The following is a 15,933-nucleotide window of genomic DNA, read 5'->3' as shown; positions in this document are numbered from 1 at the left end:
CGCCCTCACCCACACTTCGAATATCCACAATTCAAACAAGTCGCGCACCCATCCATGATCACGATGGCCTTCGTGCTGCACTTGTGGCACATCGTGGCCGAAGGCGGGAACGACACGCCTTCGCCGGTGACTTCGATTTCTTCGTGGTGGACGGCCGGGGCGGCGTCGGTCACGTCAGGCTTTTTTTTTGAGCGGTTCTCTTCGTAGGCGCGGCGCTTCTCGGCGATCAGGGCCCGCTGGTGGTCGCTCATCTCGGGGTCGTGCATCAGGCCGATGGTCTTGAGGTGGTCCTCGACGATCATGCCCAGTTCGGCGACCAGCGACGGCATGTACACGCCGCCGGCCTTGAAGTAGCCGCCCTTGGGGTCGAACACGGCCTTCATTTCCTCGACCAGGAAGGTGACGTCGCCGCCCTTGCGGAACACCGCGGACATGATCCGGGTGAGCGCGACGATCCACTGGAAGTGCTCCATCGACTTCGAATTGATGAAGATCTCGAAGGGGCGGCGTTGTTCGTGCTCGCTGCCGGCGTTGAGCACGATGTCGTTGATGGTCACGTACATGGCGTGCTCCACCAGCGGCGACTTGATCTTGTAGGTGCTGCCGATCAGCACGTCCGGGCGCTCGATGCGCTCGTGCATCTGGATGACGTCGGCCACGGGCAGTTCGGATTCGACGGTCGCGCGCGCGACGGACGCGCCGGGGGCGGCCTCCTTCGCCTTGTCCTCGGGCTTGACGACGGCGTAACCCTTGATTTTCTTGTCGATCTTGACGGCCATGGTGCGTGTGTCCGGATGCAGTGGTGCGTGTGGCGTGGAAGCCCTCCCCGGCCCTCCCCCTCGCGGCGCGGGAGGGAGGGCGGGAGGCGCGTTGGCTTACTTCTTCGCCGCCTTGCGGGCGGCTTTCTTCGGGGCGGCTTTCTTCGCGGCTTTCTTCGGCGCCGCCTTCTTCGCCGCCTTCTTCACGGTCTTCTTTGCCGCGGCCTTGCGGACCGGGGCCTTCCTGGCGGCGGCCTTCTTCGCCGGCGCCTTCTTCGCGGCCGCTTTCTTCGCGGTCGCCTTCTTCGCGGCCGCTTTCTTGACGACTTTCTTGACCGCCTTCTTCACCGCGGCCTGTTTGGCGGCAGCCTTCTTCGCGATCTTCTTGGCCGCCTTCTTCACGGCCTTCTTCTCGCCGGCGACCTTGGCCTTGACCGTCTTCACGGCCTTGGCGGCCTTGGCCTTGGCGTCGTCGACCATCTTGCCGGCGCGCTTGCGCGCCTTGGCGACGCGCTTCTTCGCCTTGCCGACGGCCTCGGTGACGGCCTGGCCGGCAGGCGTGTTCGCGACGGCGTCACCCATTTCCTTCGCCTTGTCCGCCACCGCTTCGGCGGCGTCGGAAATGGCGTCCGTGATCACATTGCCATTGCTCATGGTGGTTCCTCGTCAGGGGACTACGGGCGGGTCGCCCGTGGATGCAATGTAGCGCGATCCGTGCGGGGTGGCGCGGGCGTGCGGGCGGGTCGGCGACGAGCGGAACGCGAGGCGATTCGCCCCCACCCCGACCCTCCCCCGCACGCGGGGGGAGGGAGGGAAACGACGCGGTCAGAACTTGCCGTAGTAGCCTTCTTTCAGCGCGTCGAAGAGGTTTGCGGCGGTGTGCATCTCGCCGTCGTATTCGATCTCTTCGTTGCCCTTGACCTCGATCAGGCTGCCGTCTTCCAGCTCGAAGCGGTACAGCGTGTTCTCGAGGTCGGCTTCCTTCACCAGCACGCCCTGGAAGGCGGCCGGGTTGAAGCGGAAGGTGGTGCAGCCCTTGAGGCCCTGCTGGTAGGCGTAGCGGTAGATGTCCTTGAAGTCCTCGTACGGGTAGTCGGTCGGGACGTTCGCGGTCTTGGAGATGGAGCTGTCGACCCACTTCTGGGCGGCGGCCTGCACGTCGACGTGTTCCTTCGGCGAGATGTCGTCGGCCGAGATGAAGTAGTCGGGCAGCTTCGCGGCAGGGTCATCGCTGAAGGGCATCGCCTTCGGGTTGACCAGTTCGCGGTAGGCCAGCAGCTCGAAGCTGTAGACGTCGACCTTTTCCTTCGACTTCTTGCCTTCGCGGATCACGTTGCGGCTGTAGTGGTGCGCGAACGAAGGTTCGATGCCGTTGGAGGCGTTGTTGGCCAGCGACAGCGAGATGGTGCCGGTGGGCGCGATCGAGCTGTGGTGGGTGAAGCGGGCGCCGGTCTCGGCCAGCTGGTCGACCAGCTCCGGCGCGACCGAGGCCACGCGCTGCATGTAGCGGCTGTACTTGGCGTGCAGCACCTTGCCGGGGATCTCCTGGCCGACCTTCCAGCCGTCGCGCGCCATTTCCGGGCGCTTGCGCAGCATTTCGGCGGTGACCGCGAAGCGCTCTTCCATGATCGGCGCCGGGCCCTTCTCGTGGGCCAGCTGCAGCGCGACTTCCCAGCCGGCCACGGCCATGTCGCGGGCGATCTGCTCGGTGAATTCCAGCGACTTCGCGCTGCCGTACTTCATGCCGAGCATGGTGATGGTGCTGCCGAGGCCCAGGAAGCCCATGCCGTGGCGGCGCTTGCGCAGGATCTCCTGCTGCTGCTGCGGCAGCGGCAGGCCGTTCACCTCGACCACGTTGTCGAGCATGCGGGTGAAGACGCGGACGACTTCCTTGTATTCCTCCCAGTCGAACGCGGCCTCGTCGGTGAACGGCTTGCGCACGAACTTGGTCAGGTTGACCGAGCCCAGCAGGCAGGCGCCGTACGGCGGCAGCGGCTGCTCGCCGCAGGGGTTGGTGGCGCGGATGGTCTCGCACCACCAGTTGTTGTTCATCTCGTTGACCTTGTCGATCAGGATGAACCCGGGCTCGGCGTAGTCGTACGTCGAGACCATGATCATGTCCCACAGGTGACGGGCGCGGATGTGGCCGTAGATCTTGCAGGCCACCATGCCGTCGTCGCGGGTGATGTAGTTGCGGGTGGTCGGCCAGTCGCGCCACACGACCTGCTCGGGGTTGTCGATGTCGAGGTCACCGACTTCCTTCGCGTTGATCGGGAACACCAGCGGCCAGTCGGCATCGGTGTCGACCGCCTGCATGAAGCCGTCGGTGATCAGCAGCGACAGGTTGAACTGGCGCAGGCGGCCGTCCTCGCGCTTGGCGCGGATGAAGTCCTTCACGTCCGGGTGGGAGACGTCGAACGTGCCCATCTGCGCGCCGCGGCGGCCGCCGGCGCTGGAGACGGTGAAACACATCTTGTCGTAGATGTCCATGAAGGACATCGGGCCCGAGGTGTAGGCGCCGGCGCCGGCCACGAACGCGCCGCGCGGACGCAGCGTGGAGAACTCGTAGCCGATGCCGCAGCCGGCCTTCAGCGTGAGCCCGGCCTCGTGCACCTTCTCCAGGATGCCGTCCATCGAATCGTGGATGGTGCCGGAGACGGTGCAGTTGATCGTGCTGGTGGCCGGCTTGTGCTCCAGCGCGCCGGCGTTCGAGGTGATGCGGCCGGCCGGGATCGCGCCACGGCGCAGCGCCCAGACGAAACGCTCGTACCAGTACTTCTGCTTCTCGGCGGTGGGCTCGGCGTCGGCCAGGGCGCGGGCGACGCGCTGGTAGGTGCCGTCGATGTCGGCGTCGACGTCGTTGCCCTGCTTGGTCTTGAGCCGGTACTTCTTGTCCCAGATGTCCCAGGACGCCGGTTGCATCGGAATCTCGGCGGCAGCCTCCGCCTTCGCCACGGCCTCGAGACGCACAGTACTCATTCCACTCCCATCCTCGTCAGTTCGCGGGCCACGGGACATGCCGCCGCCTCGTTGTCATCGGGGTGCCGACGGCGGAGCCCCTGCTCTACGCCATCAACGGATTCTGTGATGCGGTACACGATCCGACCGCGTGTGACGCTCCTGTACGCCCGATTGCACGAAAGGCGCCCTGAATCGACGGACTTCCGCTTGCGAACGCCTGCCGCCCGTCGTGTCTTCCGTGGAACCACATGTTCCGTGAAACACCATTGGTTGGGTCGGCCGCCACGCCCACCCCAAGATGTAGTGGCGACGCGGGGTGCCAAGCTACGCCCCCCTTTCCCCCAAGTCAACGGCTTGACGTGCCTTTCGCGGCCCGTTCCATCGCCCGGACGGACCGGCGGCGGGAACCTCCGGCACGTGTGGCCGGTCACGGTTTCAGGCCGCGTTTAAGCCGCGCCGCGAAAGCTGTCCCACCCCGTGCGCCGCGGGCTTGATTCCGCTGCCCGCGGCCGCGATCTTGGCCTGCGCATCGCCCGTGCGCGCCCCTCCCGTCCCGCCTCCCCGACCCTCGCCATGACCGCCGAACGCTCCGCCCCACGCCCCCGGAAAGTCCCGCTCCTGCTCGCCCTGACCGCGGCCGCCACGTTCGGCGGGTTCGCCGCCACCTGGGTGCGCGAAACCCTCGAGACCCCGGCGATCGCCGCCTCGTCGGTGCCCGCGGTCGCGGCGTCGGCGCCGCTGCCGATGGCGGTCGACGGCCAGCCGCTGCCGTCGCTGGCGCCGATGCTGAAGAAGGTGACGCCGGCGGTGGTCAGCGTGCACACCAAGCAGCGGGTGCGGGTGAACACCCCGTTCGGCGACGACCCGATGTTCCGCCGCCTGTTCGGCATCCCCGAGGAGCGCATCTCCGAATCGCTGGGCTCGGGCGTGATCGTCGACGCCCAGCGCGGGCTGATCCTCACCAACCACCACGTGATCGAGGGCGCGGACGACGTCTCGGTCACCCTGAACGACGGGCGCACGCTGAAGGCCGAGTTCGTCGGCTCCGATCCCGATACCGACGTGGCGCTGATGCGCATCCAGGCCAAGGACCTGACCGCGATCCCGCTGGCCGACAGCGGCCGGCTGCAGGTCGGCGATTTCGTGGTCGCGGTGGGCAACCCGTTCGGGGTGGGCCAGACCGTGACCTGGGGGATCGTCTCGGCCACCCAGCGCAGCGGCCTGCCGGGCATGGGCTTCCAGAACTTCATCCAGACCGACGCGTCGATCAACCCGGGCAACTCCGGCGGCGCGCTGGTCGACCTGCACGGCGGGCTGGTCGGCATCAACACTGCCAGCTTCAACCCGCGCGGCAGCATGGCCGGCAACATCGGCCTGGGCTTCGCGATCCCCAGCGACCTGGCGCACCGGGTGATGGAGCAGTTGCTGACCGGCGGCGTGCGCCGCGGCGCGCTGGGCATCGACAGCCAGGACGTGGACCCACGCATCGCGCAGGGCCTGGGCCTGAGCGAGGCCCGCGGCGCGGTGGTCACGCGCGTGTACCCGGGCTCGGCCGCCGCCGCGGCGGGCCTGCGCGAGGGCGACGTGATCCTCGCCGCCAACGGCCAGCGCATCGACAACAGCGACGGCCTGCGCAACTTCCAGGGCCTGCAGCCGGCGGACAGCAAGGTGTCGCTGGACGTGCGCCGCAACGGCAAGCCGGTGCAGGTGCAGGCGACCCTGCGCGAGCAGCCGCGCGCGATCGCCGGCGCCAGCCTCGACCCGCGCCTCGCCGGCGCCACCTTCGCCGAACTGCCCGAATCGCTGCGCCGCGACGGCGCCACCGGCGTGCTGGTCGACACCGTGGCCGACGGCAGCCGCGCCGCCCGCAACGGCCTGCGCAAGGGCGACGTGATCCAGGGCGCGACCATCGGCGAGTTCGCCGACCTCGCCGGCTTCCGCGCCGGGTTCGCCGACACGCCGCAGGATCTGGTGCTGGTGGTCTGGCGCGGCGGCGCGCAGGGCCGGCTGCTCATGCGATGAGCCCGCTGCGCCGTGCAGCGCGCACGGCGCGCGGCACCGCCGGCGACGCCGGTCGTACGGCGGATTCGCCCGCGGATTAAGCTGTCCGGATGTCGTCGCCCGATCCGTCCGAACCGTCCCTCGCCCCGCCCGTGCCGCCGCCTGCGGATCCGGGCGGCACCGCGGCCGCACCGCCGCCGCGGCCGCGCTCCTCGCCGGCCGCCGTGGTGCTGGCGACGCTGGCGGTCGGCTTCACCCTGTGGGCCACGCAGGACCTGCTGCTGCCGATCCTGCTGGCGGCGTTCTTCGCCCTGATCGGCAATCCCATCCTGCGCGGGCTGCGCCGGCTGTACGTGCCGCGCTTCCTCGGCGCCGCCGGCGTGCTGGCCGGCGGCATCGCCGCGGCGATCCTGCTCGGCAGCCTGCTGGCCGATCCCGCCGGCGACCTGTTCCGCCAGCTGCCGCGCGAGATGCGCCAGCTCGCACCCAAGCTGCGTGAGTTCGCCAAACCCGTGCAGGAGGCGAAGAAGGGCGCGGAGAACATCGCCCGCGTCGCCGGCGGCGAGGAGGCCGGCGCGGTCAAGGTGGTCCGCACCGAGGTCAACGACCCGTACCGCGCCCTCACCGCAACGCCACGCATGCTCGCCTCGGTGCTGGCGGTGGTGCTGCTGACCTTCTTCTTCATGGTCTACGGCGGCAGCCTGCAGAAGAAGGTGCTCGGGCTGCTGCCCGGCACCCAGCAGCAGCGGCTGACGGTGGAGATCCTGGAATCGATCGAGCGCGAACTCTCGCGCTACGTGCTGACGATCAGCGTGATCAATGGATTGCTGGGACTGGTCTACGCCGGCGTGCTGCTTGGCCTCGGCCTGCCGCTGCCGGAAGCGCTGATGTGGGGCACGCTGGCCGGCGTGCTGAACTACGCACCTTACGTCGGCCCGCTGATCGGCGTGGCGGCGTCCCTGCTGATGGGCTTCGTGCATTTCGACGACCCGCTGCACGCACTGGCGCCGGCCGGCGTCTACCTGCTGCTGCACGCGATCGAGAGCCAATTGGTGACGCCGATCGTGCTCGGCCGGCGCATGGCGCTGTCGCCGCTGGTGCTGATCCTCGGGCTGATGGTCTTCGGCTGGCTGTGGGGCTTCATCGGCCTGCTGCTGGCGGTGCCGCTGCTGGCCTGCACGAAGCTGGTACTGGAGCGGCTGGACGGCATGGAGGCCTGGGCGCGGCTGCTGGAATGACCGGCGCGCGCCGGCGGCCGGCCGTTCCGCGCCATGACGGATGTCCCGGGGCGCCCGGCCGCCCCCGCGCTACACTGCCGGCGTGAATTTCCGCATCCGCGCCATCACCCTCGACCTCGACGACACGCTGTGGCCGTTCGCGCCGATCGGTGCGCGGATCGAGCGCGTGCTCGACGACTGGCTGCGCGTGCACAGCCCGCGCACCGCCGAACGCTTTCCGATCCCGGTCATGCGCGCCCTGCGCGAGCGCATCTTCACCGAACGCACCGACCTCGCCCACGACATGAGCGCGCTGCGCCGCCTGTGCCTGCACACGGCGTTCGTCGAGAGCGGCGAAGACCCGGCGCTGACCGACGCCGCGTACGACGTGTTCTACGCCGAGCGCAACCGCGTCGAGTGCTATCCCGACGCCGTCGACGCCCTCGCGCGGATCGCCGCACGCGTGCCGGTGGCAGCGCTGAGCAACGGCAACGCCGACCTCGTCGCGATCGGCCTCGACCACCATTTCGCCTTCCAGCTCGGTTCGCGCGAACACGGCGCGGCGAAACCGGACGCGAGCATCTTCCTCGCCGCCTGCGAACGCCTGGGCTGCGCGCCGGACGACGTGCTGCACGTCGGCGACCACGTCGAGGCCGACGTGCTCGGCGCCGCGCGCGCCGGCCTGCGCACCGCGTGGGTGCATCGCGAGGATGCCCGCGATCGCCACCCGCACTGGCCGCACGGCGACGTCGCGCCGGACCTGGTCGTCCCCGATCTGGCCGCGCTGGCCGATCTGATCGAACGCATGCCGCCGCACGCCGGCGCCGTGCACGTCGCGCCTTCACACGGAACCGCCCCATGACCGCATTGCCCGGACTCGCCCCCGCCGACGCCAGCGCGCTGCCGCTGCACGCGACCACTTCCGCCACCTTCGCCGACTGGAACGCCACGCAATCGCCGGCGCGGCAGGCGTGGCTGCAGGCGCAGGGCTTCACCGGCGCCGCCGGCACGCTTGCGCTGCTGCCCGGCGACGGCGGCCTCGCCGGCGCGGTGCTGGGCGTGGGCGACCTGCACGATCCCTTCGCGTGGTCGCACGCATCGTTCGCGCTGCCCGCAGGCGACTGGCGCATGGCCGATGCGCTCGACGCCGAGGCGCGCGACGCGCTGCATCTGGGCTGGGCGCTGGGCAGCTACCGCTTCACGCGCTACCGCGACGCCGGCCGCACGCCGGCGCGGCTGGCGGCCGAGGTCGACGCCGACATCGCCGCGCAGATCGCCGCCTGCGTGCGCGTGCGCGACCTCGTCAACACGCCGACCGAGCACATGGGCCCGGACGAACTCGAAGCCGTCGTGCGCGACATCGCGCAGGCGCAGGGCGCCGACCTCGACGTGCTGGTCGGCGACGACCTGCTGGCGCACAACTTCCCGGCAATCCACGCCGTCGGCCGCGCCTCGCACCGCGCGCCGCGACTGATCGTGCTGCACTGGGGCGCGCAGGACGCGCCGCACCTCGTGCTGGTCGGCAAGGGCGTGTGCTTCGACACCGGCGGCCTCGACATCAAGGCCGCATCCGGCATGCGCAACATGAAGAAGGACATGGGCGGCGCCGCGCACGCGATCGCGCTGGCCGAACTGGTCATGGCGCGCAAACTGCCGGTGCGGCTGACGCTGCTGGTGCCCGCGGTGGAGAACGCGATCGGCCCGAACGCGTATCGCCCGGGCGAAGTCATCGCCACGCGCAAGGGCCTCAGCGTCGAGATCGACAACACCGACGCCGAAGGCCGCGTGGTCCTCTGCGACGCGCTTGCGTACGCCGCGGAACAGAAGCCGCAGCTGGTGCTCGATTTCGCCACGCTCACCGGCGCCGCGCGCATCGCACTCGGCCCCGACCTGCCGGCGCTGTTCGCCAACGACGATCGCGTCGCCGACGACTGGCTCGCTGCCGGTGCGCGGACGCGCGACCCGCTGTGGCGCATGCCGCTGCACAAGCCGTACCTGCGCTATCTGAGCAGCGGCATCGCCGATCTCGCCAACGGCAGCAGCAGCGCGATGGGCGGCTGCATCACCGCCGCGCTGTATCTCGACAAGTTCGTGCCCGACGACCAGCCGTGGGCGCACCTCGACGTCTACAGCTGGAACGACAGCGATCGCCCCGGCCGCCCCGCCGGCGGCGAAGCGCAGGCCCTGCGCGCCTGCTACGCGATGCTGAAGGCGCGTCATGGCTGAGTCGTTGCACCGCCGCTTCGCGACGACCGCGCTCGCCTGCGCGCTGCTCGCGCTCGCCGCCTGCGCACGCACGCCGGAACCCGCGCCAGCGGACACGACGCCCGCACCGGTCGCAGCGACGACACCGGCGACGCCCGCCGCTCCCGCGCCCGCACCGCAGCCCGTCGCGCAACACGTCGTGCTGGTGATGGGCGATTCGCTGTCCGCCGGCTACGGCCTCGCGGCACCGGAAGGCTGGGTGTCGCTCACCGCGCAGAAGATCGCGCAGGAGAAACCCGGCTGGGGCCTCGTCAACGCCAGTGTCAGCGGCGAGACCACCGCCGGCGGTGCCGCGCGCATCGTGGACGAACTCGCACGCAACCGGCCCGAGGTCGTCGTGATCGAACTCGGCGCGAACGACGGCCTGCGCGGACTGCCGCTCACCGAAACGCGCACGCACCTCGCCGCGATGATCGACGCCGCACAAGCAGCGAAGGCGAAGGTGCTGCTGATCGGCATGCGCCTGCCGCCGAACTACGGGCCCGACTACACGCAGGGCTTCGAATCGCTGTTCGCCGACCTCGCGAAGCAGAAGCGGACCGCGTTCCTGCCGTTCCTGCTCGAACCCGTCGCCGCCGACGACAGCGCGTTCCAGGCCGATCGCCTGCATCCCAACGCCGGTGCGCAACCGAAGCTGCGCGATCACGTGTGGCGCACGCTCGCGCCGCTGCTGCAGTGAGTGCACGCCGTTCGTCGGCACGCCGGACGGATGTGAAAAAAATGTTTGCAAAGCGAAAACGACGGGTGTAACGTGCGCGCCCATCGCAGCACGACTGCGTCGAAAATCCCTTGTTTCGAGCCATTCCGATGACGTCCGCCTCCTGCCTCCATCGCCGTGACGAAGCTTCGCGCCAGCAGCGCGACGGGTTCGCATGCGCGTCGAATGGCATGAAGCCGCGACTGCAGCAGGGCGCCATCCACCACCACGACTGATCCCGTCACGGAGATCGGTCGCCCCGATCTCCGAGGACCGCGAACGCCCTCGGAACCATTTCCGGGGGCGTTTCCGTTTCAGCGTCCGCAAAGAGCGTCATTCGACACGCGCGCGATCTTTCGCGACGAGAACGGCTTCGCTCACGCGTTTTTCGCCCACACGTTTCCAGCCAATGCATTTCCGCAGCATCACAGCGCGAACGCACGGACATCGAGGTCCGCGCGCGGGTCGTCGCTGTCGCGGAGTTCCGCCACGAGGCGCGCAAGCGCTGCACCGCGATGCTCGGTGCGGGCGACGGCGGGATGCGCATGGGCACACGGATTGCCGGTCGGTGACGGCCGGCGATGCGACACATCGATCGAACGGTCTCCAGCGGCACGGGTTCCCATCCCGTCCGGTGCGCGCGGCACTGCCGTGGCGTATGCCCGAGCCGGAAAGCGGTGTTTCGCCAAGACGACATTGGCTCAACGGGAGAGCGGCGGCGCAAGCCGCAGGTTGCCGGTTCGATTCCGGCATGTCGTTCCTTTGGATAGCTCAACGGTAGAGCATCGAATTCAGGATTCGACATTTGCGGGTTCGACTCCCGCTCCAGACATGACCTGATCCGTCATGCATCACCGGGACGCGAGTCCCGCCACGGAAACGCTCCGCGCGGCGTTTCGCGACACGACGCAGGACAGCGCATCGTGCCGCGGACACCGCAGCGACGACGGTGCCGGACCGGCGCCCGCGACGCGGACGCATCGCGATCGGCTTCGATGCCGGCAAGTCATTGCCCGCATCGCAGGACGACGCGATCGCCCCGCGAAGCGCGCACCGGACCCGTACTTTCGACGTCGGGGCGTTTCCACCTCCTTCGCGAATCCTTCGCACACCCGCCGCGCGCCCCGATGCCGCGCGACGGAAGCCCATCGACTGCATCGAATCACCGGAACCCGAAACAGGAGACACCCCGATGTTCTGGAAGAAGAGGGTCGTGATCGGCGACGGCGAGCGCGGCCTGGTGTACCGGGACCGCAGGCTCGAGCGCGCGCTCGATCCCGGCGTGTACACGTTCCTCGACCCGCTCGGCCGACGGTCGATCACGGTGCATGACGTCGCGAAGCCGGAATACGCCGGCCACGACGTCGACACCCTGATCGACGCGCTGGGCGACAGGCTCGACGCGCACTTCGTGCTCGGCGACATCGGCACCGACGAGGTCGGTCTGGTGTCGAAGAACGGCAGGCTGGAGGACGTGCTGCTCCCCGGCACGCGCAAGCTGTACTGGCGCGGACCGGTGCGCGTCGCGATCGAACGCATCGCGCTGGAAGATGGACTGGACGTCCGCGCGGACATCGCCCGCCGCCTGCGCCAGCTCGGCGCGCTCGGCAGGATCGCCGCGGTCGCCGACGTGCCGACGGAATCCGTCGGCCTGGTCTTCATCGACGGCCGCTTCGTGCGCACGCTCGATCCCGGCTGCCACGCCTTCTGGAATATCCGGAAGAACGTGACGACCGAGATCGCCGACCTGCGCATGCAGGCGGTGGAGGTCTCGGGCCAGGAACTGCTCACGCGCGACAAGGTCTCGTTGCGCGTGAACCTCGCGGCAAGCGTGCGCGTGACCGACCCGGTCGCCTCGCGCACGCGGGTCGCGAAGTTCAGCGACCAGGTCTATCGCGAACTGCAGTACGGCCTGCGCCGTGCGGTCTCCGCGCGCACGCTGGACGAACTGCTCGGCGACAAGGCGTCGCTCGACGCCGACATCCTCGCCGACGTGCGCGGCAAGGTGGAGGCGTTCGGTGTGGAGGTGATCGGCGTCGGCATCAAGGACGTGATCCTGCCCGGCGAGATGCGCGAGATCCTCAACGGCGTCGTGCAGGCGGAGAAGGCGGCGCAGGCCAACGTCATCCGTCGGCGCGAGGAGGCGAACGCCACGCGCTCGCTGCTCAACACCGCGAAGCTGATCGACGAGAGCCCGGTACTGATGCGCCTCAAGGAACTGGAGGCGCTGGAGAAGATCACGGAAAAGATCGACAAGCTGACCGTGTTCGGCGGCCTGGAGGGCGTGCTGAAGCAGTTGGTGAACATCAAGCCCTAGACCCGGGCGCGGCGGAGGGATCCGTCGCGCCTCGGTTCCGATGAGACACTTGGACATGGACACGCATTCTTTCGAATTCCTGCACGCCGAAGGCTCACCCGTGCCGATCAAGGGCTGGGTGCGCGGCGTGCCGCTGGATGACGGCGCGCATCGCCAGATGCAGAACATCGCGCGGGTGCCCTACGTCGGGCCGTGGGTGGCGGTGATGCCCGACGTGCATCTGGGCAAGGGCGCGACTGTCGGCTCGGTGATCCCGACCCGCGGCGCGATCATCCCGGCGGCGGTCGGCGTCGACATCGGCTGCGGCATGGCCGCCGTGCGCACCACGCTGCGAGCGAGCGACCTGCCCGATTCGCTCGCACACCTGCGCGCCTCGATCGAGCGCAGCGTGCCCGTCGGCAACGGCAACGGCGGCGAGCACCGGCGATTGCCGGACAGCATCGAGACCCGGATCGGGCAATCCGGACTGTGGCTGCGGCTGGAGGCGATCAAGGCGAAGCACCGGCGCATCCGCGTCGACAAGTTCGACCGGCAGCTCGGCACGCTCGGCGGCGGCAACCACTTCATCGAACTCTGCCTCGACGAAGCAGGCGCGGTGTGGGTGATGCTGCATTCGGGTTCGCGCGGAACCGGCAACCTGATCGGCACCTACTTCATCGAGCACGCACGCGAGCGACTGGCGACGCGCACGCTCGGCTTCCACCTGCCCGATCGCGACCTGGCCTTCTTCCTCGAAGGCGAGCCGCTGTTCGACGACTACGTGGAAGCGGTGTCGTGGGCGCAGGACTACGCGCGGGCGAACCGCGAGGCGATGATGGCGCGGGTGCTCGACGAGCTGCGGCGCAAGCTGCCGCGGTTCCAGTTGGAGAAGCTGGCGGTCAACTGCCATCACAACTACGTGCAGCGCGAGGAGCATCACGGCGAGTCGCTGCTGGTCACCCGCAAGGGCGCGGTCAGCGCCCGCGCAGGCGAGCTGGGCATCATCCCGGGCAGCATGGGCGCGAAGAGCTACATCGTGCGCGGCAAGGGCAACCCGGACAGCTTCTGCAGCTGCAGCCACGGCGCCGGCCGCACGATGAGCCGTTCGGAAGCGAAGCAGACCATCACGCTCAAGCAGCACCGCGAGGCCACGGCGCACGTCGAATGCCGCAAGGACGCCGGCGTGATCGACGAATCGCCGGCCGCCTACAAGGACATCGACGCGGTGATGGCGGCGCAGTCCGACCTCGTCGAGGTCGTGCACACGCTGCGGCAGGTGCTGTGCGTGAAGGGGTGAAAGATCGCATGCTTGCGCGGCACTGCCGCGCAGCGATCGCGAACGCCCGCACACGGATGTGCGGGCCGGGCGTTCCGAAGCCCGTGGCGTGTCGCCATGGATGGCAACGCGACAACAACCCGTGCGGAAGCCCGCGCAACGATCCCGCACAGCGATAGCGAGCGCCCGCACACGGAGGTGCGGGCAGTCAGCCATCAACCGCCGATCAACCCTCGCTTTCCTGCTGCTGCAGCGCCCACATCTGCGCGTACTGGCCGCCGCGGATAAGCAGGTCGCCGTGGCGGCCGCGCTCGATCACACGGCCCTGGTCCATCACCAGAATCTCATCGGCGTTCATCACCGTCGACAGGCGGTGCGCAATGACGATGGTGGTCCGCCCCTGCGCGATGCGGTCGAGTTCGGTCTGGATCGCCTTCTCGGACTTCGAATCGAGCGCCGAGGTCGCTTCGTCGAAGATCAGGATCGCCGGATTCTTGAGCAGCGCACGCGCGATCGCGACGCGCTGCTTCTCGCCGCCCGACAGCTTGAGCCCGCGCTCGCCGACCTGCGTCTCGTAGCCGTCGGGGAAGCCGAGGATGCGGTCGTGGATGTGCGCGGCCCTCGCCGCGGCCTCGACCTCCTCGCGCGTCGCGTCCGGGCGGCCGTACAGGATGTTGTAGTAGATGCTGTCGTTGAACAGCACCGTGTCCTGCGGGACGATCGCGATGGCACCGCGCACCGACGACTGCGTGCAATCGCGCAGGTCGCGCAGCACGCCATCGACGTCCTCCACCGCGATGCGCCCGGCATCGACGTCGTAGAAGCGATACAGCAGCCGCGCCAGCGTCGACTTGCCCGAGCCGGAGTGGCCGACCACGGCCACCGTACCGCCAGGCTGCACCTCGAAGTCGACATCGTGCAGGATCTCGCGCCGCGGGTCGTAGCCGAAGCGCACATGCTCGAAGCGCACGCGCGGCCGCACCGCGCGCAGCGGCACCGCATCGTCGCGGTCGCGCACGTCGAGGCTTTCGTCGAGCAGGCCGAACAGGCGTTCGAGATTGGTGAACGCCTGCTTCACTTCGCGGTACATCATGCCCAGCAGGTTGAGCGGCGCCGACAGCTGCAGCAGCACAGTGTTGACGAACACCAGGTCGCCCACGGTCATCCTGCCAGCGACGACGCCGGCCGCCGCGCGCCACATCATCGCGGTCACACCCAGCGACACGATGGTGGCCTGGCCGAGATTGAGCAGCCCGAGCGTCTTGCGGCTGAGCACCTGCGCTTCCTCGCGATGCTGCAGGCTGACGTCGTAGCGGCGCGCCTCGTGTTCCTCGTTGTTGAAGTACTTGACGGTCTCGTAGTTCAGCAGCGAATCGACGGCGCATTCGTTGGCGCGGGTGTCGGCCTCCACCGCGGCGCGGTAGTAGCGCGTGCGCCATTCGGTGACGGCGAAGGTGAAGGCCGCGTAGGCGGCCAGCGTGATCATCACGATCACCGCGAAGCCGGCGTCGTACATCCACACCAGCACGCCGGTGACCAGCGCGATCTCGAACAGCGTCGGCAGGATGGTGTAGATCATCCAGTCGAGCAGGTCGGAGATCGCGGTGCCGCCGCGCTCGACGTCGCGGGTCACGCCGCCGGTGCGGCGGGCGAGATGGAACCGCAGCGACAGCGCGTGCAGGTGCCGGAACACCTGCAGCGTGAGCCGCCGCGACACCCGCGCCATCACCCGCGCGAACACGATCTGGCGCACTTCGGTGAACAGCGTGGTGCCCACGCGCGAGGCGCCGTAGGCCAGCAGCAGCGCCACCGGCAGCACCAGCGTGGCGTGGGTGACGTTGACGTCGAGCGCGTCGACCAGCCGCTTCAGCACCGCGGGGATGGCAAGGCCGGCGAGTTTGCCGGCGACGACCAGCGCCAGCGCGAACAGGATGCGCCCGAGGAACGGGCGCAGGTACGGCACGAGTTCGCGCAGGATCTGCCATTCGCCGCGAGTGCCGCTGGCGCGATCGACGACGAGCGGGGCGCCGTCCGGCGCGGCGGCGGGCGGGGAAGCGGGGGGCGTGGTCATCCCGGCATCATGAGGGCACCGGCGCCGGAATCAAACCGCGATCGCGCATTCGGCACGACGCTTTTGCCGATCGCGGGCGCGCGTGCTTCACTGTTCCCATGGCCGTGTACGTCGACAACGCAGTGTTCCGCTGGCGCGGCCGGGGCTGGGCGCATCTGCTGGCCGACGACCTCGACGAACTGCATGCCTTCGCCGCGCGCCTGGGCCTGGCCCGCGCGCGTTTCCAGGACCGGCGCAGCGGCGCGCACTACGACGTCGACAGCGCGCTGCGCGAACGCGCGCTGGCGCTCGGTGCGCACCCTGTCTCGCGCACCGCCGACCGGACACGGATGCGCGCGATCATCGTCAATGCCCGGCGGCAATGGAGCGGCCACGCAACCGCGGCCGCGCT

The 15,933-nt window shown here is 69.3% G+C and carries 11 protein-coding genes, 1 tRNA gene and 1 pseudogene; 9 read left to right on the top strand and 4 right to left on the bottom strand.

Translation table 11 applies throughout. The features are described 5' to 3' along the window. Nucleotides 1-5: 5 nt before the first annotated feature. The 3 genes from ACT53Q_RS14935 to ACT53Q_RS14925 all read right to left on the bottom strand — a co-directional run bounded on the left by ACT53Q_RS14935 (nucleotide 6) and on the right by ACT53Q_RS14925 (nucleotide 3,737). A complete protein-coding gene (locus ACT53Q_RS14935; RefSeq protein ID WP_476187442.1) occupies nucleotides 6-779 on the bottom strand; it encodes a TSCPD domain-containing protein in 774 nt (257 codons plus the stop codon). A gap of 96 nt (nucleotides 780-875) precedes the next feature. Further along, on the bottom strand, nucleotides 876-1,412 hold the full coding sequence (locus tag ACT53Q_RS14930; protein WP_476187441.1) for a hypothetical protein: 537 nt from the start codon (nucleotides 1,410-1,412) through the stop codon (nucleotides 876-878). 171 nt (nucleotides 1,413-1,583) lie between these two features. Next, the gene (locus ACT53Q_RS14925; RefSeq protein WP_476187440.1) at nucleotides 1,584-3,737 is read right to left on the bottom strand and encodes an adenosylcobalamin-dependent ribonucleoside-diphosphate reductase; all 2,154 of its coding nucleotides are present in this window, start codon (nucleotides 3,735-3,737) and stop codon (nucleotides 1,584-1,586) included. A gap of 555 nt (nucleotides 3,738-4,292) precedes the next feature. On the opposite strand from ACT53Q_RS14925, the gene ACT53Q_RS14920 reads away from it, so the two are divergent. The 8 genes from ACT53Q_RS14920 (at nucleotide 4,293) to ACT53Q_RS14885 (ending at nucleotide 13,492) form a co-directional block, all read left to right on the top strand. Beyond that, nucleotides 4,293-5,741 (top strand): trypsin-like peptidase domain-containing protein, encoded by a 1,449-nt coding sequence (locus tag ACT53Q_RS14920; protein WP_476187439.1) that lies wholly within the window; start codon nucleotides 4,293-4,295, stop codon nucleotides 5,739-5,741. 89 nt (nucleotides 5,742-5,830) lie between these two features. Further along, nucleotides 5,831-6,958, top strand: a complete 1,128-nt coding sequence (locus ACT53Q_RS14915) for an AI-2E family transporter (RefSeq protein WP_476187438.1) — start codon at nucleotides 5,831-5,833, stop codon at nucleotides 6,956-6,958. Between the two features lie 82 nt (nucleotides 6,959-7,040). Next, entirely contained in the window at nucleotides 7,041-7,799 is a 759-nt protein-coding gene (locus ACT53Q_RS14910) for an HAD family hydrolase (RefSeq protein ID WP_476187437.1), read from the top strand. After that, complete coding sequence (locus ACT53Q_RS14905; protein ID WP_476187436.1) at nucleotides 7,796-9,163, top strand: leucyl aminopeptidase family protein; 1,368 nt, start codon at nucleotides 7,796-7,798, stop codon at nucleotides 9,161-9,163. The genes ACT53Q_RS14910 and ACT53Q_RS14905 overlap by 4 nt, the downstream gene beginning before the upstream one ends. Beyond that, nucleotides 9,156-9,881, top strand: coding sequence for an arylesterase (locus tag ACT53Q_RS14900; protein ID WP_476187435.1), 726 nt, complete (start codon nucleotides 9,156-9,158; stop codon nucleotides 9,879-9,881). Before ACT53Q_RS14905 ends, ACT53Q_RS14900 begins: the two co-directional genes overlap by 8 nt. A gap of 708 nt (nucleotides 9,882-10,589) precedes the next feature. Continuing rightward, nucleotides 10,590-10,658: transfer RNA gene (locus ACT53Q_RS14895), tRNA-OTHER, on the top strand. Between the two features lie 433 nt (nucleotides 10,659-11,091). Then, a complete protein-coding gene (locus ACT53Q_RS14890) occupies nucleotides 11,092-12,216 on the top strand; it encodes a slipin family protein (RefSeq protein WP_476187434.1) in 1,125 nt (374 codons plus the stop codon). Between the two features lie 55 nt (nucleotides 12,217-12,271). After that, nucleotides 12,272-13,492 (top strand): RtcB family protein, encoded by a 1,221-nt coding sequence (locus ACT53Q_RS14885; RefSeq protein ID WP_476187433.1) that lies wholly within the window; start codon nucleotides 12,272-12,274, stop codon nucleotides 13,490-13,492. Nucleotides 13,493-13,697: 205 nt separating this feature from the next. Here ACT53Q_RS14885 and ACT53Q_RS14880 read toward each other — a convergent pair whose 3' ends face one another. Continuing rightward, nucleotides 13,698-15,542, bottom strand: coding sequence for an ABCB family ABC transporter ATP-binding protein/permease (locus ACT53Q_RS14880; RefSeq protein WP_476187432.1), 1,845 nt, complete (start codon nucleotides 15,540-15,542; stop codon nucleotides 13,698-13,700). Between the two features lie 98 nt (nucleotides 15,543-15,640). On the opposite strand from ACT53Q_RS14880, the pseudogene ACT53Q_RS14875 reads away from it, so the two are divergent. Beyond that, nucleotides 15,641-15,913 (top strand): annotated as a pseudogene (locus ACT53Q_RS14875) (DUF4031 domain-containing protein); the annotation flags it as partial. Nucleotides 15,914-15,933 lie beyond the last annotated feature (20 nt).

It is taken from the genome of Lysobacter sp. DMC97, from assembly GCF_056313745.1.
The sequence above is the reverse complement of the archived record's forward strand: the minus strand, read 5'-3'. Positions and strand labels throughout refer to the sequence as shown.